This is a genomic window from Rhodococcus sp. MurmanLake-1 (assembly GCF_056945715.1).
In genome coordinates, this window is sequence record NZ_JBWZNF010000008.1 from 89743 (window position 1) to 113171 (window position 23429).

A 23429-nucleotide genomic window follows, 5' to 3' on the forward strand; every position below is an offset into this window, starting at 1 on the left:
CCAGCACCGCATCGAAGGAGTCCTCGATGCGGTGCCGAAAGCCGTGAATTCCGTCAGACCGCCTGCGGAACTTTGGTGGTGCGTGGGAATCGCTCCCGAATCTCCGCTGGCGTGACAACTCTCGGGTCGAGGGGTTGCTCGTCACGCAGGTGGCGCTCCAACACCTTGCCAGTCATCGGCGCGATGACCTTCAGAGCAGTCGTCATGTTCTTCGGTGAACTGCCGACCCGGACCGCGGTTCGCACCGCGGGCGCAATTGCCCTGTCCAACAAAGCGGGTTGATCGAAGCCGCCCATGGTTCGCATCCAGCCCGGCAATGTTGCAATAGTGGCCGGCGCGACCAATCGGCTGAACGCCGCGAACTTCGTCTTCCCCTGCGCTCTTGGCGTTCTCAACAAGTAGTGCATCGCCCGGTTGGCACGTTCGGAGGTACACAATCTGGGCCTGACTTCAGCGAAGTACTCCCGTACCTCGTCTCGCGAGCGCGGAACGTCGGACGCTTTGCATGTCTGCAGTTCGGCAGCGATCACGCATTCTTCCCAGTACCGCTGCTCTTCGACGGCGGAGAGCGGGCCCGGCCCGTACATCTCGTAGCACTTGAGCACCGAATGCCAACCCGTCACGTGGATCCACAGTTGTGACGCCGGATTGTTTGCACTGTAACGAGTTCCGGTGATCGGTTCGATACCCGTGGCCTGAGCGTGAACCGTCATGAGATGGTCGGACAACGCCAGTGCCGTCCGCCCGTCGGCAGTGGCGACGGTCAGGAAGTACGCCAAGGTTCGGTCGAGTCGCCCGGCGGGATCGCTGTAGATCCCGCTCATATCTGCCACCGCGGCAGCAAGGAAGGGGTCGAAGTGCTCGAGCACCACTGACCGCTGGAAACCGATCAATGCTGTCGGAGCCGCCCAGATCTTCCAACTGGGTGATCCTGGGCCGAAGAAGCCGTAATCCTCACGCGGTCGATTCATCGTCAGTTCAGACATTTCATTCCTCCCCGTTCGTTGACCCTGCACCGTTCATTTCGTAGGCACCAGACAAGGCGACTACTTGCTGCCAGACGTACTCGAATCGCTCGGCCGCGAACGCGGGGCGCCGAATAGATGCGAGAGCCAACCGCTGCTGATCTTCACTGGCGCTGGGTTTTCCGTACAACTCCACCGCTGCAGCACTGAAGTCGCGGACCAGGACGTCGAAGATCTGATCCAGCACCCCATCGCTCCGCTGCCCCTCGTCCAATCCCAAGATCTCGGCTTGTTCGAGGATCAACTGGCCGTAGACGACGAGGGTGAAGAGTTCGGTGATCGCCAGGCCGAAGTCCAAGTCGACCTGCTGCGCCGCATCCGGTGCAGCTTCGGCAAGGAGGGTCACGAGCGCTTCGGCCTGCTCCACGAACAGTGCGACGTTGGGAACATCCGCAAACTTCGCGTACACCGCTCGCCAGTCGTCGAATCGAACCTTGGACAACCCCCGTGCCGGGCCCTGACGGAACAGGAACTCGTCGTCGGCTGCGTCGTTACGCGTCGGAATCGCCGGAAATGACTCGGGGGCAAAGAGGTACGCCGGCATGAACTTGGCGATCAGGGCGAGATTGACGGCGACGGTCCCCTCGAGCTTGGGCAGCCCGTCGACATCCATCTTGGCCACCGCGAGGTAGCTGTCCTTCTCGAAGCCCTTTGCCGCAGCGATGTCGGAGAGCAGTCCGATCACCTTCTGTGCCTCGGTTGTCACCTTCATCTTGGTGACGGGATTGAACAAGAGGTAGCGGCGGTCCTCGGGCGATGCGGTGCGGAAGTAGTCCACCGCACGATCCGAGAAGAGCCTCATCGCCAGCAGGCGCGCGTACGCGTCGACGAATTCACGTCGTACGTGTGGGAACGCCGTGACGGGATTGCCAAACAGGATTCGATTGTGCGCGTGGGTAATCGTCTCGTACAAGGCATGAGTCGACATACCGATTCCGCCGAAGCACAGGTTGAATTTTCCGATGTTCACGGTGTTGAGTGCGGCACTGAATGCTGCCTCGCCGGTATGCAGGATATCCTCTGCCGCAACGGGATAGTCGACGAGTGAGAACTCCGCTACGTACATCTGGGCCGGAACGATGTTCTTCACCACGGTAAATGCCGGATGGTCCGAGTCGGCGTAGAAAAAGACGTACTGATCGGCGCCCTCCACTCCGTCGACGCGACCGAAGACAGAGACCGTGTTGGCGCAGTTGCCATTTCCGATGTAGTACTTCGAACCGCTGGCCAGGTACCCGCCGCTGCCGTTCGACGTCAAGACCATGTCGGTGGAGTAGACGTCGGCGCCGTGCTCTTTCTCGGACAATCCGAATGCCGCAACGCCTCCGGAAGCCAAAGCGGAAGCTGCTCGCGCCCTTGCCTTCTCGTTGTCACTCTGCCACACCGGCCCCAGGCCGAGAATGGTCACCTGCCACGGGTACCAGTAGTTGAGTCCGTAGAAGCCGAGGATCTCGGACAGCGCGGCGATACGGCTGGTATCCCAGCGCTTGTCGGAGTCACCGCCGCTGTCGCGGGCGGGGGTCAGGAAAGTCGCGAACAGGCCTTCCTTTGCCGCGAAGTCGAGGAAGTCGGAGTAAAAGGTCTTGTCGTGATAGTCGGCCAGAAGTCGATTCTTTCCACGCGCCTCGAACCAGTCGACGGTCGCGCCCAGCAGTCTCCGCGTGGTCGCGTCGAATTCCGGCCGATCGTAAGTGGAGGGATGGAGCAACAGATCATTCGGCACTAAAGAGGTCGACGCTGTCATCGCGGTTGTTCTCCTAGAGATCTCGGCAGAGGCGCCTCACTGACCGCCTCTTCGAATACAACGCCACCGTAACAATTGATGACGACGAATACAACGGTTGCGTATGATTCACGAAGAATTGGCAGGCAGATTAGGGTGGGAGCGGAGGTGAGGCACACGATGACCAGGTCACAAGCTGACGCAACGGATACACCGCGACGCAAATACGCCCCTCGCATGGCGCCCGAGCAACGACGCGAACAGTTGCTCGACGCAGCATTCGAGGTCACCGGCCGCGTAGGCCTGCACAACCTCAGCATGGAATCCGTCGCTGCCGAAGCCGGCGTCGGCAAGCCCGTCCTCTACACGATTTTCGATACCAGGACCGATCTCGTCGCTGCACTCCTGCGCCGCGAGCACGAGCGAGCCATCGCTCAGGTGCTCGAAACCATGCCGACAGATCTGAGCGAACTCGGCCCAGCGGCGTCATACACCGGAACCGTTGGCGCCTTCGTCGACGCCGTACTGGAGAACCCGACGCGCTGGCGCCTGATTCTGACGTCTGTCGAGAACGCCCCCAGCGAGTATCACGGCTTGCTGAAGCTCTCTCGCGGAGCTGTCTTCGCCCGCGCCGAAGAACTGGCGCGTGCCGGGATTGCCCTCGAACCGAAGCTCGAAGGCCTTGATCCGGTTCTCCTCGCACACACCATGATGTCGTTTGCCGAAATGCTCGGACGACTGGCCGTCAGCGACCCCGAAACCTATACCCGAGAAAGACTTTCCAGTTTTGCCGTGGCCCTCGCCCAATCGGTCGGACGTTAGCTGCCGACTGAAACCTGTCGGTCGGATCTGCTTCAATACACGCATGACATCACCATCGATCGAACCGCTACAGCTTTTCGAAACGTCTCCGGGCAACTGGTCACTGATGCTCACCGACCAGCATTTCGGCAAGGTAGCAGCGGTATTCGAGCAGGTAGAGGGTTTCGAAGGCTCCGGCTACGACTGGGCGTCGGTCGCCCACGCAGTGGTAGGCCGCGATGCACCGCATCTGGAGGGCCGCTTCGGCACCGATCCCGAAGCGGGCATGTTTGTTGCGTACGGCAGCGACAACGAAGCTCTTGGTGAACTCGGAGTGCTTCTCGCCAAAGCGTATTCGGATGCCGAGCACCTCGGCGGCCTGGTCGCCATTTCCGAACTCGACTAGAGCTCCTGCTGAAACGACACCGGCCCCACACCTAGGTGCGGGGCCGGTACCGAAGGAAAGATCTAGCCGACCAACAGCTCGGCAATCTGAATCGTGTTGAGAGCGGCGCCCTTACGGAGGTTGTCACCCGAAACGAAGAGCGCGAGTCCGCGTCCCTCCGGGACACCCGGATCCTGACGGATACGACCGACCAGCGACGCGTTGCCGCCGGCAGCGGCCAGCGGCGTCGGAACCTCGACCAACTCCACTCCGGGAGCGTCGGCGAGGATTTCCTTCGCACGAGCGACCGAGAGCGGGTTCGCGAACTCTGCGTTGATCGCGAGCGAGTGTCCGGTCACGACGGGAACGCGCACGCAGGTGCCCGAAACCAGCAGATCAGGAAGTCCGAGGATCTTGCGGCTCTCGTTACGGAGTTTCTGATCCTCGTCGGTCTCGCCGCTTCCGTCGTCGACCAGCGAACCTGCCAGCGGCAGGACGTTGAACGCGATGGGGGCGACGTAGTTGTTCGGGGCCGGGAAGTCGACGGCGCTGCCGTCGTGAACCAACTTCTCGGCGTCACCGACAACGGCGCGCACCTGGCCGAGGAGTTCCTCGACGCCGGCGATCCCGCTACCGGACACAGCCTGGTAGCTGGAGACGATCAGACGCTGCAGACCGGCTTCGTCGTGCAGAACCTTGAGCACCGGCATCGCTGCCATGGTGGTGCAGTTGGGGTTCGCGATGATGCCCTTGACCAGGTTCTTCGTGTCCTGCGGGTTGACCTCGCTGACCACGAGGGGAACCTCGGGATCCTTGCGCCATGCGGAAGAGTTGTCGACAACCGTCGCACCGGCCGCGGCAAAGCGCGGGGCCTGCGCACGAGACAGCGTCGCACCGGCGGAGAAGAGGGCGATGTCGATGCCCTTCAGATCCTCGTCGGACGTTGCTTCGGCATCCTCGACAACGATCTCTTCGCCGCGGAACGTCAGCTTCTTACCGGCGGAGCGTGCCGATGCAAAGAACCGCACCTTGTCCGCGGGGAAGTTACGTTCTTCGAGCAGAGTGCGCATGACGATGCCGACCTGACCGGTCGCACCGACAACAGCGATTGTTGTCATCAGAAATTACCGTCCTGTTCCTGCGTGTACTACAGCTTCTTCGTCGCCGCCGAGACCGAAAGCGGCGTGGATAACGCGCACGGCGTCGTCGAGTTCGGTGTCCTTGACCAGCACGGAGATGCGGATCTCGGAGGTCGAGATGAGATCGATGTTGATGTCGGCCTTGGCCAGTGCCTCACAGAACGTGGCCGTGACGCCCGGGTGGCTCCGCATTCCGGCACCGACCAGGGAAACCTTGCCGATGTGGTCGTCGAACAAGATCTGTGTGAAGCCGATGTCTTCCTGACGCTTGGTCAGGATCTCGACGGCGCGGGGGCCGTCGGCGGTCGGCAGCGTGAAGGTGATGTCCGTCTTGTTGGTCTCCACCTTGGAGATGTTCTGCAGCACCATGTCGATGTTGATCTCGGCATCGGAGACAGCGCGGAACACCTTGGCAGCATGTCCCGGTGTGTCCGGCAATCCGACAACGGTGATCTTGGCTTCGCCGCGATCGTGCGCGACTCCGGTGATCAGGGCCTCTTCCACAGGAATGTCCTCCATCGATCCGGACACGATTGTTCCGGGCTTGGTGGTGTATGACGAACGGACGTGCACAGGCACGTTGTAACGACGGGCGTACTCGACGCACCGGAGCATGAGCACCTTGGCACCACACGCTGCGAGTTCGAGCATTTCCTCGAAGGAAACCGTCTCGAGGCGGTGAGCGTCGGGGACGATGCGAGGATCGGCGGAGAAGACGCCGTCGACGTCGGTGTAGATCTCGCAGACGTCGGCGTTGAGTGCAGCTGCCAACGCCACGGCGGTGGTGTCGGAGCCACCGCGTCCGAGCGTCGTGATGTCCTTGCTGTCCTGGCTGACGCCTTGGAATCCGGCGACCAGAACGATCGAGCCTTCGTCGAGGGCGGTGCGAACACGGCCCGGCGTGACGTCGATGATCTTGGCGTTTCCGTGGCTGCCGGTCGTGATGACTCCGGCTTGTGAGCCCGAGAACGAGCGAGCTTCGGCGCCGAGGGAGTGAATTGCCATCGCTACCAAGGAGTTGGAGATGCGCTCACCCGAGGTCAGCAGCATGTCCATTTCACGGGCCGGCGGGGAAGGGCACACCTGCTGAGCCAGGTCGAGCAGCTCATCGGTGGTATCGCCCATCGCTGACACCACGACGACGACATCATTGCCGGCCTTCTTGGTCTCGACGATCCGTTCAGCGACTCGTCGGATGCGCTCGGCGGTTGCCACCGAGGATCCGCCGTACTTCTGGACGACGAGAGCCACGCGTTTCTACCTCCAGGTCGAAATTGTTTACAGATACCAGAGGTCGAGCTTACCGAGGTGGTCCTGGGACTTCCCGATGCGTACTGCTGTTCGCCTCAGATCCGCGCGGGATCAGTTGCGAGATCCGCGCTCGCATCAACGTCGCAGAACGCGAACCACCGGCAACGTAACCGACCACCGCGACGGCAACTCCGCAGGCGAGAAGCACGCGGATACTGCTGACCAGGGAAACTGCCAGCGCGTCGTACACCGCCACAGCCGCCTCGGACGACGGTATGTCTGAATTCTGTAAATAGACCCGGCGCACGACGGCCAGCGCCACCAGCAGGGCGATCATCGCCACCGCCGTCGCCAGCCCGACCAGGGACAGCGCGCGCATTCGCCCCGGTGCAACTGCGACGGCCGCAATCGCGCAGGCCACCGACGCCCACGGCAGCCAGGTCGCTGCTCGGTCGAGCATGTTCGAGAAATCCTGAGCCCGCACCAACTCGTCGGATTGCAGGATCTCGAACTGCGGATCGAGCGCCGGGAGGCGATCGATCACGGTGAATCCGCGATCGCGGAGGTTCGTCCTCAGTTCTGTCATGACCGGTGCGAGGGAGACGGTGACCGTTCCGCTGTCGTCGGCCCGAACTATGCCGTCGGCGGCTCGGCCGGTCACCATCGCGGCAAGTTGCGCGTGCGCTCGACGGTTGGCCGCGGTCCAGAGCGTCGCAAACTGGTCGCTCGAGACCAACGACTGAGCGGCCTCACGAACAAGTCTCTCGGCCTGTCTCGTCACCACCTGCGGAAACCCGCCCAACCGCTGCGTCAATTCCTCGGTCAGCCGATCAACGACCGCCGATTGGACAGCGGGGTCGGCAGCCAGCGGGGCAACGGACTCGACATAGCTGTCGGTGTCGTTCACCTGGGTGTGGACGAACAGCGCGAGCACCGAGCCGGCAAAACCGAGACCAGCGAGAACGATCAGCAGTGAACAGACGATCCAGCGGATCGAGCGCATCACGTGTGCTTGGCGCGCGCCGGTCGAATCTTCGCGGTGATGTGGTGAATGCGGTGATCGTCAGCGGGTATCCGGAAGGTCTCGGTAACCCGAACGGTCATCAGGTTGCGCCCGAACAACCCGGCGTCAAGGAGGTAGTCCGCCGTCAGGTCGTCCCCGTCGACCGTCCACTCCACCTCACGAATGTCGCGGATCACGCGATACTGAGGACCTCCGGAAAGGCTGCGCCGCAAATGATTCCCCGAAAATCCGGTCTTCAACCCGACCTCGTGACGTACCGCGTCCGGAGCCAGCGGTACGGAACTGCCATCGTGGCTACGGAGCGCGTCGAGGTACGTGCTCGCCACGGCGATTCGGGGATCCATGGACGACAGTCCACCATTTTCGAGGCCGAAACGGCAGCACAATTCGGCGACAAATTGGACATGAGGGCGAACCCCACCGATTTCTCGCGAAATCCAGGAGTAGAGTGCTGTGCATGCAGCGCGCACTCCTTCTTGGTTGCCGCGACGGGGTCTGATCCAGACTGGCCTCCCGCCGCGGGGTTTTTGTGCGCCGGTCGACCAAGCCTTCCGGACTCATGGTCTTGACCAACAGGTCATCAGGCCAGGTCCACAATCCTGGAGATCACACCAATGTCCCCCGCTGACGCATTCACCACCGGCACTCGCACCATTACCCCGCCCACGAAGCCGGCACCTTCCGACCAGCCTGCGTGGAACACGCAGAAGAACTCGTCCATGCCGACGTTCCGCTACCGCCCGTTCGCCGAAGAGGTCGAGACGGTCACGCTGCCCGACCGCACCTGGCCGGACAAGATCATCGACCGAGCACCCCAGTGGTGTGCCGTTGACCTGCGCGACGGCAACCAGGCGCTGATCGATCCGATGAGCCCGGCGCGCAAGCGTCGTATGTTCGATCTCCTGGTCCGTATGGGCTACAAGGAGATCGAGGTCGGATTCCCGTCCGCGAGCCAGACCGACTTCGACTTCGTTCGCGAAATCATCGAAGACGGCGCGATCCCGTCCGACGTCACCATCCAGGTGCTGACGCAGTCGCGTCCCGAACTGATCAAGCGCACATTCGAGGCGTGCGAAGGTGCCGAGAACGCAATCGTGCACTTCTACAACTCCACCTCGATCCTGCAGCGCCGCGTCGTGTTCCGCGCCGACAAGGACACGATCAAGAAGATCGCCACCGACGCCGCCGAACTGGTCCTGGCCGAGTCGAAGAAGTACCCGGACACGAACTGGCGCTGGGAATACTCGCCCGAGTCCTACACCGGCACCGAACTCGAGTACGCCAAGGAAGTATGTGACGCCGTCACCGAAACCCTGGGTGCGACGCCTGCCAACCCGGTCATCCTGAACCTGCCCGCCACCGTCGAGATGGCGACACCCAACGTGTACGCCGACTCCATCGAGTGGATGCACCGCAACCTGGCCCGCCGCGATTCGGTCATCCTGTCGCTGCACCCCCACAACGACCGCGGCACCGGCGTCGCTGCAGCCGAGCTGGGCTACCAGGCCGGCGCAGACCGCATCGAAGGCTGCCTGTTCGGCAACGGCGAGCGCACCGGCAACGTCTGCCTGGTCACCCTCGCGCTGAACATGTTCACGCGCGGCGTCGACCCGCAGATCGATTTCTCGAACATCGACGAGATCCGTCGCACGGTCGAGTACTGCAACCAACTGCCCGTCCACGAGCGTCATCCGTACGGCGGCGACCTGGTCTACACCGCGTTCTCCGGCAGCCACCAGGACGCGATCAACAAGGGCCTCGACGCCATGAAGGTCGACGCCGACAACCAGGACTCCGACGTCGACGACATTCTCTGGCAGGTCCCCTACCTGCCGATCGACCCCAAGGACGTCGGCCGCAGCTACGAGGCCGTCATCCGCGTGAACTCGCAGTCCGGCAAGGGCGGCGTCGCGTACATCATGAAGGCCGATCACGGTCTGGTGCTGCCGCGTCGTCTGCAGGTCGAGTTCTCGCAGTCGGTCCAGAAGATCACCGACGGTGAGGGCGGCGAGGTCTCGCCGAAGGAAATGTGGGACGTCTTCCACGAGGAGTACCTCGCCCCCGTCACCCCGCTCGAGCGGATGAAGCAGAAGGTCACCGCGTCCGAGGAGGACGGCGGCACCGACGCCATCACCGCCATCGTCAAGGTGAACGGCAAGGAGCAGGAGATCTCGGGAACCGGTAACGGCCCGCTCGCTGCCTTCGTCGACGCGCTGGGAAGCATCAACTTCGATGTCCGTGTCCTCGACTACTCCGAGCACGCAATGTCCGCCGGCGACGACGCCCAAGCCGCGGCCTACGTCGAGTGCGCAGTGACTGGCCCGGACGGTCAGAGCACCGTCGTCTGGGGTGTGGGTATCGCCACGTCGATCACGACGGCGTCGCTGCGCGCCGTGGTTTCGGCAGTGAACCGCGCGAGCTGACACTCACGCAATACGAACCCGGCTCTTCAACAAACCCTGGTCTCACCCGATTTTCGGGTGAGACCAGGGTTGTTTTCACGGCACAGAAGTTCTTCGGTCCGCGTTTTCGCTTCGGCATGACATAGGTCCCGAAAGAGTCGCTTAGCGAAGTTAACAAACAGGATTCACCCATCGAGGATGATGCAGCCGACCCCGGCACGTGAGATAGTCACCTCAGACAAATCCGACTTGTGAAATGGGGCTCGACAATGGATTCCTTTTGGGACTTCCTCTGGCTGATCATCATCAGCTTCGCGTTCATCGCGTACCTGATCCTGCTCTTCTCGATCATCACCGACCTATTCCGTGATCACAAGACTTCCGGCTGGGTAAAGGCAATCTGGATCGTCTTCCTGTTCTTCATTCCGCTGCTCACCTCGCTCGTCTATCTGATCGTCCGAAGCGACGGAATGGCCCAGCGCTCCATGGAGGCTGCTCAGCAGGTCAAGAATGCACAGGACAGCTACATCCGTGAGGTTGCCGGAAAGTCCCCGGCCGAGTCCATCGCAGATGCAAAGGCACTTCTCGACGCCGGCACCATCAGCGAAGAAGAATTCGCAGCGCTCAAGGCCAAGGCCCTCGCCTGATTCAGGCCCTCACTAATCAGTGAGGATTGCACTACCGAAACGGGAGCGACACTAATCGTGTCGCTCCCGTTTCGTATTCATTCACCATCCGCCGTTCATTCACCGACCGCCCGGGCGACGTCGCGAAAAGCGTCGAGAACCACTCCGATAGCCGGGCTGCGGTCGATGTGTAATCGAGTTGCCAATTCATAAACGCGTGCAGCGCGCACGCCTGCCACCGGTTTCCTCGACACTCCAGGATGTGTGATCGCGTAACGCGGCATCAAAGCCACACCGTGGCCCGCCGCCACCAACTCTTCGATAACTCGGAAATCGTTTATCCGATGAGCGACTCGAGGTTGGACCCCGGTGACGGATGCAACGGACAACAGAACGTCGTCGACCGGAAACCCGCCGCGCACGCTGATCCAGTTCTCGTCGGCCAATTGTTCCAACCGGACCGAATCCTGCTCGGCGAGTGGATGATCAGGCCGCAGCACCAGGTCGATCGGTTCACGCATCAGCGGTTGCACGCTGACCCGGGGAAACGAGGTCTCGGCGCCGCGTTCGTCACGGTGAGTGAGGATCACGTCGTGATCGGCCAACAGTCCAGGGACGGCCGACGCCGGTTTGTCGACGTCGTGGGCGTCGATGTCCACGTCCGAGTTCTTCAGCGCCGTCAGGACGCCGGGCAGCAGGAGAGCTGCTCCGGAGGGAAAGAACGCCACTCGCACCTTGCCGCGCGGCGAGCCTCGGTACGACGCCATCTCGTCCGCTGCCCGGTCGAGCGCCGCCACCACGTCGTCGGCGCGGAGCACCAGCGCTCGACCAGCGTCGGTGAGGCGCAGCGTGCGCCCGTCCGGTTCGAGGAGCGAGACCCCCGCCTCTCGGCCGAGGATCTTGAGTTGTTGCGAGACGGCGGACGGTGTCATCGAGAGAGCGAGAGCAGTAGCGCCGACGGTTCTTCGGTCGGCGAGCTCACGGAGGATCCGCAAGCGCGTGGCATCCATACGGTGACGAATATCCATGTAGCAAAACTACATGGATAGTGCATCTATATTCGCTTGTTCTGATGCTTCGTACGGCTCACGATTAACGTCATGACTCCCCGCGACCGTCTCCTCGGCCTGACCGTGATCGTCTTGTGGGGTCTGAACTTCCTGGCCATTCGCGTCGGCCTGGATCATTTCCCGCCGTTCTTCTTCGCGGCGCTGCGGTTCCTGATCATCGCGATTCCGGTGGTCATCTTCGTGCCGCGTCCGCAGGTACCGCTCCGTTGGTTGCTGCTCTACGGATTCGGTTTCGGATTCGGCCAGTTCGTCTTCCTCTTCTGGGCGATGCATTCGGGGATGCCGACGGGTCTCGCATCACTGGTCCTGCAGTCGTCCGCGCCGTTCACCGTCCTACTCGGCGCGTTCCTGCTCCGCGAGAAGCTCAGCGTCTGGCAGGTCTCCGGGATCGCCGTCGCCGTAGTCGGTATGTCGTTGATCGGCTGGGACCGTTCACACCACGCGGCACTGCTGCCAGTGATCCTCACGCTCCTCGGCGGCCTGTCCTGGGCGTTCGGCAATCTCGGCAGCCGCTTGGCCGCAGCGAACACCGTCGGCGAGCCCGCACCGATGCGCTTGATGCTGTGGATGTGCGTCATCCCGCCGTTGCCGATGCTCGCCCTGTCCGCGGTGGTCGAAGGCCCCACCGTCGGATGGCACGCACTTGGTACCGCGTTCAGCGCCGACGCCTGGCCGTCACTGGTCGGGCTGGCCTACATCATTCTGCTCGGCACCATCGCCGGATCCGGGCTCTGGACGATGCTCATGGGCCGCTATCCCGCCGGCATGGTGGCGCCGCTCTCCTTGCTGGTACCGGTAGTGGGAATCGGCGCGTCCTGGCTGTTCCTGCACGAGGATCCGAGCCCGTTGTCCCTGGTCGGGGCAGTCATCGTGATCGCCGGAGCGAGTGCCGCACAGATGAGGCGCAAGCCCGCGAACACTGTTTTCTCGGACACACCTGCAGCCTCACCACCGGCGCGACTCGGCGTCTGACGATGCCCTGTGCCAAACTCGGGCCGTGGGAACTGGACTATCGATCACAGTGCGCGGAAAGCTCGCCATGCGAGCTGCCGCAGCAGCATCTTGGGCATCGCAGAAGGCCGGTCGCGGCAAGGGTTCGATGATCGGCGGGTTGATCGCCCTCAAGATCGACCCGACGCTCATGACTCAGCTCGGACGCGGCAAGCGCACCGTCGTGGTCACGGGCACCAACGGCAAGTCGACGACCACGCGTATGACCGCCGCAGCGCTCGCGACACTCGGTGACGTCGCCACGCAGGCCGACGGCGCCAACATGGATGCCGGGATCGTGGCCGCTCTGGCCGCGCGTACGGACGCAACGCTGGCAGCACTCGAGGTCGACGAACTGCACGTCCCCCACGTAGCCGACGCCGTGAACCCGGAAGTGATCGTGCTGCTCAATCTCAGCCGCGATCAGCTCGACCGGGTCGGCGAGATCAACATGATCGAGCGGAAGCTCCGCGCGTGCGTCAATGCGCATCCGAACGCGGTGATCGTCGCCAACTGCGATGACGTACTGGTCACCTCCGTGGCGTACGACGCCGCCAACGTCGTGTGGGTTGCTGCCGGCGGCGGCTGGGCCGGCGATTCCGTCAGCTGCCCGCGCACCGGTGAACCCATCGTGTGGGAGGGAAAGCACTGGCGCAGTACCGGTTCCGACTTCGCGCGGCCCGAGCCGACCTGGTGGCTCGACGACGACAATCTCTACGGCCCCGACGGCCTGAAGATTCCGATGACGTTGACTCTCCCCGGAAAAGCCAACCGCGGTAACGCCGCTCAGGCCGTAGCTGCTGCGGCTGCTTTGGGCGCAGATCCGGTCGGGGCAGTTGCCGCCGCGTCGACGGTCCAGGAAGTCGCCGGCCGCTACAGCACCGTCGAGGTCGGACCGCACTCCGTCCACATGCTGCTCGCGAAGAATCCCGCCGGTTGGCAGGAAGCGCTGTCGATGATCGATCCCACGGTGGACGGACTGGTGATCGCGGTGAACGGTCAGGTGCCGGACGGCGAGGACCTCTCCTGGCTGTGGGACGTGAAGTTCGAGCACTTCGAAGGCGTCAAGGTAGTGGCCGCCGGCGAACGCGGAACCGATCTCGCCGTTCGCCTCACGTACGCAGGCGTCGAGCACACCCTCGATCCGGATCCGTTGCGCGCCATCTCTTCCTGCCCTCCCGGACGCGTGGAGGTACTGGCGAACTACACAGCCTTCCGTGACCTCAACACCGCCATCGCGAAGGAGTCTCGCAATGTCTGACTCGACAATTCGCATCGGACTGGTTCTCCCCGACGTCATGGGCACCTACGGCGACGGCGGCAATGCCCTGATCCTGCGTCAGCGTCTGCGGATGCGCGGGTACGACGCCGAAATCGTGGACATCACCTTGAGCGATCCGGTCCCCGATTCGCTCGACGTGTACACATTGGGTGGCGCCGAGGATTCCGCTCAGCGACTCGCAACGCGCCATCTCGCGAAATACCCTGGCCTGCAACGCGCCGCCGAGCGTGGCGCACCGGTTCTGGCGATCTGCGCTGCAATTCAGGTGCTCGGCAACTGGTACGAAACCTCCAGCGGCGAACGCGTCGACGGTGTCTCGATGCTCGACGTCACGACCTCTCCGCAGGAGAAGCGTTCCATCGGCGAGGTCATCACGAAGCCCTTGATCGACGGGCTCACCGCGCCTCTCTCAGGTTTCGAGAATCACCGCGGCGGAACAACTCTGGGTAGCTCAGCCTCTGGATTCGCACGTGTCACCCATGGTGTCGGAAACGGCGTCGGTGACGGATTCGAAGGCGTCGTGCAGGGTTCGGTGATCGGGACGTACATGCACGGACCCGCCTTGGCCCGGAATCCGGAACTCGCGGACCTCCTGCTCATGCGGGCCTTGGGCGTCAACGAGCTCGAACCCCTGCATCTGCCCGAGGTCGACAAGCTCCGCAAGGAGCGGCTCGCGATTCGCTGACCCGGTTCAGACGGTTTCGGATTTCCCCTCGGTCAGAACCAGTTCCACGGCCAACAGCGCGGCGCAGGCCAGTCCCGCAACCAGTTCGGGCACCGCGGTGTAGGTACCACCGAGCACGACGACGATCGCGACCGAGAACGGCATGAGGGTGCGTACCGAGGAGTCGTGTAGTCGAATGTGGATGAACCACAGGGCGGCAAGGATGACCGCGACCGGAACGGTGACGGCAGCACCCGTCACCAACGCGCTGCCGTCACCGTGATGAGTCCAGAAGTCGACGCGCGAGGCCAACCCCGCACCGATGGCGGCAGCGGCGGCGAAGATGAAGTAGTGACCGAACCCCCAGACGAAGGGTGAGACGTTGTCACCGCCGATCACTTCGCCTGCATTGCGTTGGAAGTAGAGCCACCACAGGCTGAAGACAATCAGAATGCCGCCGATCACGACGTAGGTGACCTGCGCTGCCGGATGCTCACCGTCGACCGCGTCCTGAATCGCGATGGTGGTCGAGAGGATCGTCTCGCCCAGAACGATGATGAAGAACAACGAGTACCGCTCCGCGATGTGATGCGGGTGCCACGGCGTCATGCCCGGCTTCTCCGACCAGATCGGTACCGCGAATTCGCACAGAACCAACACCAGGAACGTCGGGACGTAAATGGCGGATGGAACGAAGTAGAAACCGATCCAACCGATCTGGACCAACACGATTCCGAGAGCGTATCGACGAGCCGTGAGCGCATGTTCGGGGTCGTTCCGCGACACCCTGAGCCATTGGATGACCAGGGCTATTCGCATGATGACGTAGCCGACGATGATGAGCAGGGCGTCGTCGTTGAAGAAGCGGACGATGCCGGCTGCAAGGACCAGCGATCCGAGGATCTGGAAGATGGTCAGCAGCCGGGCGATTCCGTCGTCGTTGTCGTACGCCGAGGTGAACCACGTGAAGTTCAGCCACGTCCACCAGATCGCGAAGAATGCCATCGCGAAGTGCCCGACGCCCGAAGCCGCGTGCCCTTCGCTGATCGCGTGGTGCAGACCGGTGGCCGCTTGAGCGACCGCCACGACGAAGCAGAGGTCGGTGAGCAGCTCGAGCGGCGTCGCCACCCGATGCGGCTCGTGCGGATCCCGCGGAACCAACGGCCGGATGAACGAACTGGTGCGATTCACGAAGGGCAGAGTAGCGCGATGATTGCCGACGCGCTGCCCGTGGCTGCAACCTGTCGTCTCAGATATTCACGCCGACGCCCCGATCTGGGCTCGGATTTCCAACTGATCGGCGAGTTCGGCGCCTATCGCCCCCGCGCTCCCCAAGGTGAAGGCGATCTGCCGTCCCCACAGGAAATAGCGGTGAATCGGATAGTCGACATCCGCTCCGATTCCGCCGTGCAGGTGCTGGGTCGCGTGCACCACACGCAGGCCGCCGCGCGACGCCCACCATTTGGCGACCAGCGCAGCTGCTTCCGCTTCACTCTCGACTCCGCTGTCCATCAGCCAGGCAGCGCGGTGCGTGGTCAACCTTGTGCTCTCGGTGTCGAGGTACGCGTCGGCGGCCCGGACGGCAACTGCCTGGTTGGTCGAGAGTGGACGACCGAATTGCACTCGCTCGGAGGTGTATTTCGCCGTCATCCCCAGCGCTTCCTCGCAGACGCCGGTAGCCAGGGCCGCAAGAGCCACCCGTGCACGCCGCAACGTCCAGTCTCGAACCACCGCGCCGTCTGCGGGAAGTGCGTCAGCTGCAGTAACCGCAACCCCGTCGAACTGCACAGCGCTGTTGCTCTCGCGGTTCGTCACCGCAAGCGGTGTACGCACCAGCGCGTCCCGGTCCGTGGGCACGATCATGACGCTGACACTGCCGTCCGGCATCGTCACCGGAACGACCAGCGCGGCCGCGAACTCCGCGGCAGGCACGGAGTCGACGTGGCCTGACAGAACCCAACCGTCAGGCGCCGGCTCGGCGCGAACCGCCGTCTCGGCGTTGTAGCCGGTGTCGAATGCGCCGGTGACGATCACCGAGCCGTCGAGCAGTCCCGGAAGCCACGACGCTTTCTGCTCCGTGCTGCCGAACTCGGAAATCGGCAGCGCCGCCGTGGAAATCACCGACCAGAGCGGCACCTGGGCGACCCGGCGGCCCTGTTGTTCGAGCACCGCAGCCAGGCCGAGCATTCCGAGTCCTGCTCCCCCGACCTCTTCCGGCAGAGCGATTCCCAGAACGTCGGAGTCGGCGAGGAGCTTCCACAGTTCGGCGTCGAAACCGATGGTGCTCTCCACTTCCCGCAGTCGGTCCACTCCGGACTTCGCCGAGAAGATCGATTCACTCAGATCCCGCACGGCGGACAAGTTGTCGTCGAATTCGAATTCCATGTCAGCTCTTTTCGTTCTGTGCAGCGGGCCGGCGACGCGCAGCAAGCGCCATGCTCAGGCATTTTGCGGCGACAATTTCACGCATCACTTCGTTGGTACCACCACCGAAGGTGTTGTTCTGGGCGCGCCGACCCAGGTTCTCGACCCGCCCTTCCAGTACCGCTCCGGGTGTACCGGGGCGCAGTAAGCCCTTGGCACCCAGCACTTCCTGCAGCATGCCGTACGCACTGACGACGGCTTCGGTACCGAAGATCTTGGCCGCGGCCGAATCCCCGCCGCCCAAGGTGTTGGCGGCGACGTCCGCCACCAGTCGCAGGTTCATCAGGTCGGCGGCGCTGAGCAGCGCGTAGACTTCCGCCAATTTCTCACGTACCCAGCCGATGTCGTAGACGTGGCCGTCACCGGCGGGTTCTGTCTTTGCCCACTCGACCACCTCGGCGAAGAGCTCGTTGGCGATGCCACCGCGTGCTGCCAGGGCAACACGTTCGTGGTTGAGCTGGTTGGTGATGAGCTTCCACCCCTGATTGAGCTCACCGACGACATTGCTGATCGGCACCCGAACATCTTCGTAATAGGTTGCCGAAGTGCTGATTCCGCCCACGGTGTGAATTTCGGTGACCGAGAACCCCGGCGAATTGGTCGGTACCAGGACCACGGAAATGCCCTGATGTGTCGGCGCGTCAGGATCGGTGCGAACGGCAAGCCAGACCCAGTCGGCAAACACACCGGCGCTGGTGAAGATCTTGTTGCCGTTGATGACAAGCTCGTCGCCCTCGATGCGGGCGCGTGTTTCGAGTGCCGCGAGGTCGGTGCCCGCATTGGGTTCGGTGTAGCCGATGGCAAAGATCAATTCACCCGCCAGGATCGGACGCAGGAAGAAGTCCTTCTGCGCTTGCGTCCCGTGCTTGATCAGAGCGGGTCCGACGGTGTTCAGCGTGACCAGTGACAGCGGCGCATTCGCGCGAATCACCTCGTCGTAGAACACATACAGAGCTTCGGGGTTCTCACCCCGACCGCCGAATTCCTCCGGCCACCCCAAGCCCAACCAACCGTCTTTACCCATCCGGCGCAGGATGCGATCGAAGACGGGGCCGCCTTCGGTCTGATCCACGAGAGCACGGCGGTCTTCGTCGTTGATGATCTCTGCGAAGTATGCGCGCAATTCCTTGCGCAGAGTCTTCGACTCCTCCGACAAATCCAAGTACATGGTGAAGCTCCTAAGATCTACGAACGCGGCAGGCCGAGTACGCGCTGCGCGATGACGTTGAGTTGAATTTCGACGGTTCCGCCGCCGAACAGAATCGAGGGAAGTCCGATGTGGTCTATCGCGTAATTCGCCGACGGGTCGACAACTGCGGCGCGCGGTCCGAGCAGTCGCAACAGGTCCCGCGAGCCCTCGCGCTGCGCCAGGGCGTTGTACACCTTCGACACGCTGATCTCGGCGCCCGGTTCCTGACCCGCCAGCCGCGCCGACACCCCGCGCAGATTCATCGCGGACAGTGCCAACTCACGAGAGAGACTGCGGCCGAGGCCTTCCACTGCATCTTCGCGGGGGCAGTCGTGGCTCGCGTCGGCAATCACCTGACGGAACAACCGACTCGAACCGTGGTGCAGCGTGCTGCCCATGCTCAAGCGTTCGTTGGACAGCGTTGTCGCAGCAAGTTTCCACCCTTGCCCCGGTTCGGCCACCAGGCAGTCGTCCGGGACGAAGACGTCGTCGAGGAATACCTCGTTGAATTCCGACTTGCCGGTGGCTTGCTTCAGCGGACGTACGTCGACGCCCTTCGAGGTCATGTCGACCAGGAAGTACGACAGCCCACGATGTTTCGGAGCGTCCGCGTCGGAACGCGCCAGGCATACCCCCCAATCTGCCTCGTGCGCACCCGAGTTCCACACTTTCTGACCAGACAGGACCCAGCCACCGTCGACCTTGCGCGCTTTCGTGCTCAGACCGGCCAGGTCTGATCCCGCGCCCGGCTCACTGAACAGCTGGCACCAGATGATGTCGGCGCGCAGCGAAGGCTCGACGAACCTGTCCTGCTGCTCGGCGTTGCCGTGTTCGAGAATCGTGGGCAGCACCCATTCCCCGATCACCGTGGACGGTTGAGCCCAACCTCGCATCGCGAATTCATGTGCGATGACGGCCTGTTCCCTCGGTCCCGCTCCCAGCCCGTACGGCGCCCGATAGTGCGGGGCAACCAGTCTGGCGTCGGCAAATCGGGCGCGTCGAGCGCTCCCCTTGGCCGGCGCCCAACTGGCGCTAGTGGTTCCGTCGTCGGGCAGCAGCGCAACCTCGTCCAGAACCCTACGAACCTGCTCTCGTAACTCCGGCAGCATTTCCGGGTCGACAAAGGAGAAATCCCGTTCCGAATCGGCAGACCGGTCTCCCAACGTGTGTGCCCACTTCACCTCGGAACCCGCCACTGCCGCGATACTGATCGCCCGGCGCCAGTACAGATGCGCGTCATGCTCCCAGGTGAATCCGATTCCGCCGAGCAAAGTTACACATTCGAGGGCGTTCTCGATGCCGACGGGCAAAGCGGCCAACGCAGCTTGAGCCGAGACAAGTTTCTGCTGATCCTCGTCGTGGTCTTCGGATCGAGCGGCGTCCCACGCTGCGGCACAGGCAATCTCGGAGCGGACCAGCATCATGGCCGCCTTGTGCTGAACTGCCTGGAAGCTTCCGACCGGACGGCCGAACTGCTGCCGGGACTTCACATAGCCGACTGCGGTCCGTAGCGCCCACCCGGCGATACCGCTCGCCTCCGCAGCCAACACCGTGTTGACGATCAGTTCGGTTCGGTGCGCCTGGAGGCCCTCGACGATCAGCCCAGCCTCGACCTGGTGATCGGTCAACGTCAGTGTTCCGATCGACCGTGTCAGATCCACCCCGTCTTCGATCACCACCGCAGCGGAAGTCGACGGTTCGAGCCGGAACCACAACTCGCCGTCTTCGCTGTTCGCCCGCACGAGAACGACATCAGCTCCGGGCAGACCTAGAGCTGGGTCGGCAGAACCGCTCACTGTCCACCCAGCGTCGCTGCGAGCCGCGCGCAATCTCGTTCCGGTGCAGACTGCTCCGGTTGCACCGGCGGCCAATTCGGTCAGCATTGTTTCCGCAGCCGGGCCCGCAGCTGTTGCGAGAATGCCGCTCGCGATGACCGTCGGAACGTACGGTCCCGGATAGAGCGCATCACCCAATTGCTCGACTACCACTGCAAGTTCGGCAAGACCCGCCCCGTCACCGCCGTACTGCTCCGGCAGGTGCACTGCGTGCAGGCCCTGACGGACCAACCCATCCCACGAGTCCGGCCGATCACCGGCGGCGTACCGCGTGACGTTGCTCCGCGTATCGGCGATTCCACCGAAGCGGTTCGCGAATGCGGCTACCGCTTCCGCCAGGTCACGGTGATCTTCGAGCAGGGGTAGTGCCATGGCAGGTTCCTCAATCTTCGATTCTTGTCAGATGCGTTCGAGAATCAGGCAGGTGGTTGCGGCGGACGCGCAGATCGCGATCAGTGCGATGGACTTGTTCCGGCGCTCCAATTCGTCGATGACATTGGCCAACAGTCTGATTCCGGTTGCACCGGCCGGGTGGCCCAGTGCGATTGCGCCGCCGTTGACGTTCAGCAATTCGGGATCGACGCCGTGAACCTGCGCGAACGACATCGGTACCGAAGCAAATGCCTCGTTGACCTCGAACAGATCGATGTCGTCGATCGTCAGACCGGTGCGTCCGAGCACGATGTTTGCCGCGTCGACGGGACCGTCGAGCATGAACTCGGTGTCACCGCCGATGACGCACTGCGCCAGTATCTTTGCGCGAGGCCGCACGCCGAGGGCCTTGGCTCGATCCTCTGACATCAGCAGAGCGGCACTCGCACCGTCCGAGACCTGCGAAGACGTTCCAGCGGTGTGCAATCCGCCCTCTTGAACGGTGCGCAGCTTCGCGAGCCCTTCGAGAGTCGATTCGCGCAGACCCTGATCACGGTGAACCGGAACGTCAGAGCCCGGAGCGACCACATCGATGATGTGCGAGTCGAAGCGTCCTGCCTCCCAGGCTGCTGCGGCTCGCTGCTGCGAGCGCAGCCCGAAGGCGTCGAGATCTTCGCGGCTGAAACCGCGCTTGACAGCAATCCGATCGGCCGCGGTGTACTGGTCGACGGTATCGAGTGACCACGACTCCGGACGCGGCGTTCCCAGACCGGTACCCACCTTGTACGTCAACGGAGCGCGGGACATCAACTCGACACCGCACGCCACACCCACGTCGACTGCACCGATGGCAATCTGCCCGGCGATCAACTGCACCGATTGCTGCGCTGTGCCGCACTGCGCGTCGATCGTGGTGCAACCCGCTTTCAACGGAAGGCCCGCATGCATCCAGGACGTACGCACGATGTTTCCGAACTGCTCACCGAGAGGCGTCACACAGCCGCCGATGACCTGGTCGACCGCGTCAGGATCCACGCCCACCCGATCCAGCACGCCTCTCTGCGCATAACCCAACAGTTCCGCCGCGTGGACTCCGGACAGCCAACCCTCACGCTTGCCGAACGGCGTTCGTGCTGCGTCCACGATGACGGGCTTCATGCCAACTCCTCGGTTCGTAGTGCCGTTCCGTCCAGACCGCGTACGGTCAGGGACCACTCGTCGATCAGGTCCAAGCTGACGCTCGAGCGCGCGGTGAACTCGGTGTCGCAATCACACAGCGCTGTGACCGCTTCCACCATTTCTTCCATAGATTCGACCTGATCCGGCCGGATAGTCTCACCGACCAGGACTCTGGCGCCCTCACTGAGCACCGCTGCCCGCGGTTGAACCGTGTTGACGCGAACCCCCTGGCCGTAAAGTTCCACGCCCATGCCGTTGCTCATCCTGTTGAGCGCTGCTTTGGACGCGCCGTACACGGTCATGGCAGTTCCCGGTTCGACCCACGTGAACGGCGGGCCATGCCACGGTTTGACGGTGCCACTGGACACGTTCACGATCCAGCCGTATCCGTTTGCCACCATCCCCGGCACCACGGCTTGCATCAGATCGAGCGGTGCATGGACATTTGCCTCGAACATCAAACGTCGCCGCCGCAGTGGGTAATCCGACAGCGGCTGATAGATCGCCGCTGCCGCGTTGTTCACCAGGATGTCGATCGTCCCGCCAAGCTTCTCGATCGCCAGCGGCACCACCGTGTCGCGCTGCTGCTCGTCCGTCAGATCTGCGACAACTATCTCGACTTTGGTTCCGTACTTGGCAATTCGAGCCGCAGTCTCTTCGAGACTGCCCGGCAGGGTTGCATGCGTGCCGAGCGTCCGAGCCACGAGGGCGACGTCGGCACCCTCGGCTGCCAGTCGCTCTGCGACGCCCGCACCGATTCCGCGACTGGAACCGGTGACAAGCGCTCGGCGGCCGTCAAAGCGCCTCGTCATGCTATTTGAACTTCGAGGCGAAGCGATTGATGCTCTCTGCGATCCGTGCAACTTCGTCTTCACGCAGGCCGTGACTCATGCCGAGTGTCATTCCTCGGGCGAAAACCGCGTCGGCTTCCGGCAATCCTTCGGCCGGCTGACGGAACTCGATGTTGTTCATCATCGGGTGACGAGTGACGTTGCCGCTCCACACAGTTCGTGTGTCGATACCGTCGGCCTCGATGGCTTCCTGCAGGTCGCTGCGCGTGAAGGGGGCGTTCTCGTTGATCATCACCGGGTAACACAGCCACGCCGTGTCGAGACCGTCGAGTTCTACCGGCGTCGTGAAGAATTCAGGATGGGCGCCGTATGCCGCCGTGAAGGCCGCAAACGTTGCCTTACGCGTCTTGTAGTTCTCTTCCAGCTTGTCGAGCTGCACGACGCCGTAGGCTGCGCCGAGTTCGGAGGGCTCGAAGTTCCACGACATGAGCTCGAAGATGAAGTCGTTGTCGTAGTCGACGCCGTCGAGTTCTTCACGGAAGACTCGGCCGGACTTGGTACTACCGAACAGATTCGGCTCACTGCGACGACCCCAGCGGCGAAGCAGGAGCGCCTTGTCGCGGCTGGCTTCGTCGTCGACGCACACCATTCCACCGGTTCCCGCGCACGTGATGATGTGTGCCATCGAGAAACTGGTGACGACGATGTCCGCCCGGGAGCCGGTGGGAGTGCCGCGGAGCGTGGCACCGATCGCGTCACACGAATCCTCGATCACCTTGAGTCCGTGACGATCTGCGATATCACGAATGACGTCCCAGTCCGGGCAGTTGCCGGCGAGGTTCGGCATGAGGATGGCACCGGTTTTTTCGGTGACCATTGCCTCGATCTTGGTGACGTCGACGTTGAACGTGTTGGGTTCCACGTCCACGAACACCGGCACCAGACCGGCACGCACGATCGGTGCGATGTCGGTGGAGAACGTCAACGGCGACGTGATGATCTCGCTTCCCGCAGGCAGTCCGAGCAGCTCGACTGCCAAGTACAAACCCGAGGATCCCGAGTTGCACATGACGCCGAACTTCTTGCCTGCCAAGGCCGCGATACGTTCTTCCATCTCGAAGACGTTCTTGCCGATGCGCAATCCTTGATGCCCGCTGCGCAAGACGTCGACAACCGCCTGTATTTCTTCCTCGCCGTGTGTAGCCCTGGCGTAGGTGATCCGCTCACTCATCTGGTTCCTGCTTTCTCGAATTGGCG

The 23429-nt window shown here is 62.9% G+C and carries 21 protein-coding genes; 7 read left to right on the top strand and 14 right to left on the bottom strand.

Annotation, left to right across the window (positions count from 1 at the left end; all coding sequences use genetic code 11):
* Positions 1-53 precede the first annotated feature (53 nt).
* On the bottom strand, positions 54-986 hold the full coding sequence (locus AC2ETI_RS22005) for an oxygenase MpaB family protein (protein ID WP_081341386.1): 933 nt from the start codon (positions 984-986) through the stop codon (positions 54-56).
* A 1-nt stretch (position 987) separates the two neighbouring features.
* The gene (locus AC2ETI_RS22010) at positions 988-2769 is read right to left on the bottom strand and encodes an acyl-CoA dehydrogenase family protein (RefSeq protein ID WP_416314771.1); all 1782 of its coding nucleotides are present in this window, start codon (positions 2767-2769) and stop codon (positions 988-990) included.
* A gap of 159 nt (positions 2770-2928) precedes the next feature.
* Here AC2ETI_RS22010 and AC2ETI_RS22015 point away from each other — a divergent pair, with 159 nt between their 5' ends.
* Positions 2929-3570 (top strand): TetR/AcrR family transcriptional regulator, encoded by a 642-nt coding sequence (locus AC2ETI_RS22015; protein WP_020905924.1) that lies wholly within the window; start codon positions 2929-2931, stop codon positions 3568-3570.
* 43 nt (positions 3571-3613) lie between these two features.
* Positions 3614-3955, top strand: coding sequence for an Imm51 family immunity protein (locus AC2ETI_RS22020; RefSeq protein WP_483634387.1), 342 nt, complete (start codon positions 3614-3616; stop codon positions 3953-3955).
* 62 nt (positions 3956-4017) lie between these two features.
* On the opposite strand, the gene AC2ETI_RS22025 is transcribed toward AC2ETI_RS22020, so the two are convergent.
* The 4 genes from AC2ETI_RS22025 to AC2ETI_RS22040 are packed head-to-tail and all read right to left on the bottom strand — an operon-like array spanning position 4018 to position 7692.
* Entirely contained in the window at positions 4018-5052 is a 1035-nt protein-coding gene (locus tag AC2ETI_RS22025) for an aspartate-semialdehyde dehydrogenase (RefSeq protein WP_019746568.1), read from the bottom strand.
* Between the two features lie 6 nt (positions 5053-5058).
* Positions 5059-6324 (bottom strand): aspartate kinase, encoded by a 1266-nt coding sequence (locus AC2ETI_RS22030; RefSeq protein WP_019746567.1) that lies wholly within the window; start codon positions 6322-6324, stop codon positions 5059-5061.
* A 49-nt stretch (positions 6325-6373) separates the two neighbouring features.
* Positions 6374-7327, bottom strand: coding sequence for a hypothetical protein (locus AC2ETI_RS22035; protein WP_483634388.1), 954 nt, complete (start codon positions 7325-7327; stop codon positions 6374-6376).
* The gene (locus AC2ETI_RS22040; protein ID WP_003943492.1) at positions 7327-7692 is read right to left on the bottom strand and encodes a DUF8021 domain-containing protein; all 366 of its coding nucleotides are present in this window, start codon (positions 7690-7692) and stop codon (positions 7327-7329) included. The genes AC2ETI_RS22035 and AC2ETI_RS22040 overlap by 1 nt, the downstream gene beginning before the upstream one ends.
* A 270-nt stretch (positions 7693-7962) precedes the next feature.
* On the opposite strand from AC2ETI_RS22040, the gene leuA reads away from it, so the two are divergent.
* A complete protein-coding gene (leuA, locus tag AC2ETI_RS22045; protein WP_019746565.1) occupies positions 7963-9771 on the top strand; it encodes a 2-isopropylmalate synthase in 1809 nt (602 codons plus the stop codon).
* 248 nt (positions 9772-10019) lie between these two features.
* Positions 10020-10397 carry a PLDc N-terminal domain-containing protein gene (locus tag AC2ETI_RS22050; RefSeq protein WP_020968226.1) on the top strand — a complete coding sequence of 126 codons (378 nt, stop codon included), beginning with the start codon at positions 10020-10022 and terminating at the stop codon, positions 10395-10397.
* Between the two features lie 95 nt (positions 10398-10492).
* On the opposite strand, the gene AC2ETI_RS22055 is transcribed toward AC2ETI_RS22050, so the two are convergent.
* Positions 10493-11386 (bottom strand): LysR family transcriptional regulator, encoded by an 894-nt coding sequence (locus AC2ETI_RS22055; protein ID WP_069147130.1) that lies wholly within the window; start codon positions 11384-11386, stop codon positions 10493-10495.
* 90 nt (positions 11387-11476) lie between these two features.
* Here AC2ETI_RS22055 and AC2ETI_RS22060 point away from each other — a divergent pair, with 90 nt between their 5' ends.
* The 3 genes from AC2ETI_RS22060 to AC2ETI_RS22070 are packed head-to-tail and all read left to right on the top strand — an operon-like array spanning position 11477 to position 14403.
* A complete protein-coding gene (locus tag AC2ETI_RS22060; RefSeq protein ID WP_070385887.1) occupies positions 11477-12418 on the top strand; it encodes an EamA family transporter in 942 nt (313 codons plus the stop codon).
* Positions 12419-12443: 25 nt separating this feature from the next.
* Complete coding sequence (locus AC2ETI_RS22065) at positions 12444-13697, top strand: DUF1727 domain-containing protein (RefSeq protein WP_483634389.1); 1254 nt, start codon at positions 12444-12446, stop codon at positions 13695-13697.
* On the top strand, positions 13690-14403 hold the full coding sequence (locus AC2ETI_RS22070) for a type 1 glutamine amidotransferase (RefSeq protein WP_019746560.1): 714 nt from the start codon (positions 13690-13692) through the stop codon (positions 14401-14403). Before AC2ETI_RS22065 ends, AC2ETI_RS22070 begins: the two co-directional genes overlap by 8 nt.
* A 6-nt stretch (positions 14404-14409) precedes the next feature.
* On the opposite strand, the gene AC2ETI_RS22075 is transcribed toward AC2ETI_RS22070, so the two are convergent.
* The 7 genes from AC2ETI_RS22075 to AC2ETI_RS22105 form a co-directional block, all read right to left on the bottom strand.
* Entirely contained in the window at positions 14410-15573 is a 1164-nt protein-coding gene (locus AC2ETI_RS22075; protein WP_020905917.1) for a low temperature requirement protein A, read from the bottom strand.
* A 66-nt stretch (positions 15574-15639) separates the two neighbouring features.
* On the bottom strand, positions 15640-16767 hold the full coding sequence (locus AC2ETI_RS22080) for an acyl-CoA dehydrogenase family protein (protein WP_428691717.1): 1128 nt from the start codon (positions 16765-16767) through the stop codon (positions 15640-15642).
* A gap of 1 nt (position 16768) precedes the next feature.
* Entirely contained in the window at positions 16769-17974 is a 1206-nt protein-coding gene (locus AC2ETI_RS22085) for an acyl-CoA dehydrogenase family protein (RefSeq protein WP_483634390.1), read from the bottom strand.
* A 17-nt stretch (positions 17975-17991) separates the two neighbouring features.
* Positions 17992-20202, bottom strand: a complete 2211-nt coding sequence (locus tag AC2ETI_RS22090; protein WP_483634391.1) for an acyl-CoA dehydrogenase family protein — start codon at positions 20200-20202, stop codon at positions 17992-17994.
* Positions 20203-20229: 27 nt separating this feature from the next.
* Positions 20230-21360 carry a steroid 3-ketoacyl-CoA thiolase gene (locus tag AC2ETI_RS22095; protein WP_070796486.1) on the bottom strand — a complete coding sequence of 377 codons (1131 nt, stop codon included), beginning with the start codon at positions 21358-21360 and terminating at the stop codon, positions 20230-20232.
* Entirely contained in the window at positions 21357-22193 is an 837-nt protein-coding gene (locus AC2ETI_RS22100; RefSeq protein WP_133728605.1) for an SDR family NAD(P)-dependent oxidoreductase, read from the bottom strand. Before AC2ETI_RS22100 ends, AC2ETI_RS22095 begins: the two co-directional genes overlap by 4 nt.
* A gap of 1 nt (position 22194) precedes the next feature.
* Positions 22195-23403: a DegT/DnrJ/EryC1/StrS family aminotransferase gene (locus tag AC2ETI_RS22105; RefSeq protein WP_003943793.1), complete on the bottom strand. Its 1209-nt coding sequence runs from the start codon at positions 23401-23403 to the stop codon at positions 22195-22197.
* Positions 23404-23429 lie beyond the last annotated feature (26 nt).